A 3048-nucleotide genomic window follows, 5' to 3' on the forward strand; every position below is an offset into this window, starting at 1 on the left:
TACTCCGGAAGTCGGGTGATCTCCTCGAACAGCTCGCTCCCCCGCGCGTCGTAGAACCACTTCGGCGGCAGCCACTTCCTCCCGGCGCTCAGCCCGGCCCGAACGTCGTCACGCAGGCCGCGCTCCAGGTCACCCTCTTCCAGGTAGATCTCCAGGGGTTCGGCTGTCATCGGTTCGCTCCTCTGCTCGATCAACCGTTGCGTGTGTGCCCGGCGCGGCGCACCGCAGCCGGCAGTGGACGTACCCGCACCTCGCCCGTGGTGGCGACGACGAGGTGCCCCTCCGGCACCGGCCGCCACCCGGGATCGTCGTCATGCGGCTCCGAGGCGAGCAGCACCGAACCCGGCGACTCGCGGACCGACAACGCGTGCCCCGCCACGCTGGCCACCACCCGGTGCCCGTCGGTGAGCAGCAGGTTGAGCCGCGACCCGGCTGCGGCGGCGGCGACGTCGGTCACCGTCCGCCCGACCGCCTCGACCGGGTCGACGCCGGCGCGCAACCGATGCCGCACCAACGCCCAGAGCAGCGCCGAGTCGGTGGCCGCGTCCAGGGTGAGCAGGTCACGCACCGGCAGACCGGTGGCGAGCGGCACCACGCTGTCCGGCCAGCCGCGGACCACACCGTTGTGGCTGAACAGCCAGCGCCCCTCGGCGAACGGCGCCGCCGCGCCGTCGAGCACCGCCATCCCCACCGTGGCCGAGCGCACCGCCGCCAGCACCGCGCCGCTGCGCGTCACCGCGGCCAGCTGCGCGATGGTCGGGTCGCTCCAGATCGGCTGCGCCCGCCGGTACCGCACCGGCTCACCCTCACCCGGATACCAGCCGACACCGAACCCGTCGGCGTTGATCGTGCCGCCGCCGCGCATGTCGCGCGGCGCCCAGGACTGCCGCACCAACGAGTACGGCGGCTCGAACAACAGCTCGGCGAGGGTCACCGGCGGCCCCAGGTAGGCCAGGTGGCGGCACATCAGCGCCCACGGCCCGCCGCCGGGCCACCGGTCGTGCGGCCACTCACCGGTACGACTCGTCCGGTCGCACGTCCCGGGCGCAGCGGAAACCGCTGAAGATCTGCCGGCGGATCGGATAGTCCCAGTTGCGGAAGGTGCCCCGACAGGCAGAGCGGTCGGTGCCGAACGAGCCACCGCGCAACACCCGGTAGTCCTCGCCGAAGAAAACCTCCGAGTACTCGCGGTACGGAAACGCGGTGAACCCCGGGTGCCCGTCGAACGTCGTCGAGGTCCACTCCCACACATCGCCGATGAGTTGGTGCACACCCAACGGCGACGCACCCGCCGGGTACGCGCCCACCGGCGCCGGCCACAGATGACGCTGGTCGAGGTTGGCGTGCACCTGGGTCGGGTCGTCGTCCCCCCAGGGGTAACGACGGGACCGCCCGGTCGCCGGATCCCACCGGGCGGCCTTCTCCCACTCCGCCTCGGTCGGCAACCGCTTGCCGGCCCACGCCGCGTACGCCTGCGCCTCGTACCAGCACACATGCACCACCGGCTCATCGGCGCGAACCCGATCCCACCGACCGAAGCGCCGGTACGACCAGTCGTCACCGTCGCGGCGCCAGTGCATCGGCGCGCTGAGCTGCTCGCGAACCCGATGCTCCCAACCCGCCGGGCTCCACCAACGCCGCTCGGTGTAGCCGCCGTCGGCGATGAAGGCCGCGTACTGGCCGTTGGTCACCGGCGCGGCGTCGATGGCGTACGCCGGGAGGTCCACCCGGTGCGCCGGGCGCTCGTTGTCCAACGCCCACGGATCAGTGTCGGTGCCCATGATGAACTCACCGGCCGGCACCAGCACCTCCCCGCCGACCCGCGCCGACGGCTCCGGCGGCGGCGGAGCGTGCAGCACCGCCGGCCCCGAACGCAGCTGGTGGGTGGCGAGCATGGTCTCGTCGTGCTGCTGCTCGTGCTGCACGATCATGCCGAACGCGAAGCCGTCGGCGACCAGCGGCCGCTCGGTGAAGGCCACCGCGTCGAGCAGATCGTGCACCTTGTCCCGAACGGTGGCCAGATAGGCGCGCGCCTCCGCGGGCGGCAACAGGGGCAACGCGGGGCGGTCCCGACGGGGCTGCTTGAACGCGTCGTACAACTCGTCGATGTCACACCGGACCGGCTCCCGGCCGCCGACGTCCCGGACCAACCAGAGCTCCTCCTGGTTACCCACGTGGGCCAGGTCCCAGACCAGCGGCGACATCAGCGGTGAGTGCTGGTGCATCAGGTCGCCGTCGTCGACCACCTCGGTCAACAAGGTGGTACGGGCACGCGCCCGCGCCAACTCCGCCGCGATGCGGTCGCGCAACCGCTCCCCGTGAACACCGCCCTCCGTTCGCGACTGCGGGGCTCGCAACCCCGGCTCACTCCTCGCGCTCACCGAGCCGCCCTCCGTTCGCGACTGCGGGGCTCGCAACCCCGGCTCACTCCTCGCGCTCACTGGTCTCTCCTCTCTGCGGCGGCCAGCCGTCGGCGTACCCCTTGTTGGATCTCGTCGTGGGTGCTGACCGGCAGCTCCAGTCGGGGTAGGGCGGTCAGGGCCAGGTCGAGCAGGGCCGCCGCGACACCGGCAAGCGCCGGGTCGGCCAGACCGTGCCGGGCGGCCGCCGACCAGCGGTGCGCCACCGGCATGGCGATCGCGGACGCCTCGCGCACGGTGCCCGGGTCGTCGAACAGGGCGGTCAGCACCGCCAACGGCAGCCGCCAGTCCCGGTCGGGCTGGGCGTCCAGGTAGCGCAACTCCAGGTAGCCGCGCGGCCGCACCGGCGGGAAGAGCGTGCTGACGTGGTAGTCGAGGTCATCGGTGGTGGGCGACTGCGGCAACGCGCCGTCGAGCCAGTCGGCGAACGTCACGCCGGGCGGCGCGGCCCAGTCGGCGTCACGCCGGCGCAGGCACAGCAGCGGCGCGGCGAGCACATAGCTGACCCAGGCGTCGATCGGATCGTCAGCGGCGCCGGCGGGTGACCAGACCGGGCGGGTCCGGGCCGGGTCGATGGCCAGCCAGGCGGCCATCCGGGCGGACGCCCAACCGGTGCGCCGCCCGGCGT

Annotated in this window: 4 protein-coding genes; all 4 read right to left on the reverse strand. The window is 73.0% G+C overall.

Annotated elements, in window-relative coordinates; translation table 11 throughout:
- A partial coding sequence (locus tag KBX53_RS27685) for an L-histidine N(alpha)-methyltransferase (RefSeq protein ID WP_210862463.1) occupies positions 1-170 on the reverse strand: 170 nt, incomplete at its 3' end.
- Positions 171-190: 20 nt separating this feature from the next.
- A complete protein-coding gene (egtC, locus tag KBX53_RS27690; protein WP_210862462.1) occupies positions 191-967 on the reverse strand; it encodes an ergothioneine biosynthesis protein EgtC in 777 nt (258 codons plus the stop codon).
- 43 nt (positions 968-1010) lie between these two features.
- Complete coding sequence (gene egtB / locus KBX53_RS27695; protein WP_210862464.1) at positions 1011-2357, reverse strand: ergothioneine biosynthesis protein EgtB; 1347 nt, start codon at positions 2355-2357, stop codon at positions 1011-1013.
- Between the two features lie 80 nt (positions 2358-2437).
- The coding region (locus KBX53_RS27700) for a glutamate-cysteine ligase family protein (RefSeq protein WP_247676318.1) at positions 2438-3048 on the reverse strand (611 nt) is incomplete at its 5' end.

It is taken from the genome of Micromonospora sp. M51, from assembly GCF_018070305.1.
Taxonomy (GTDB): Bacteria; Actinomycetota; Actinomycetes; order Mycobacteriales; family Micromonosporaceae; genus Micromonospora; species Micromonospora parva.

Bases quoted from the DNA above. Each gene is read 5' to 3' on its own strand.
- egtC (WP_210862462.1), bottom strand. From the start codon at position 967: ATGTGCCGCCACCTGGCCTACCTGGGGCCGCCGGTGACCCTCGCCGAG.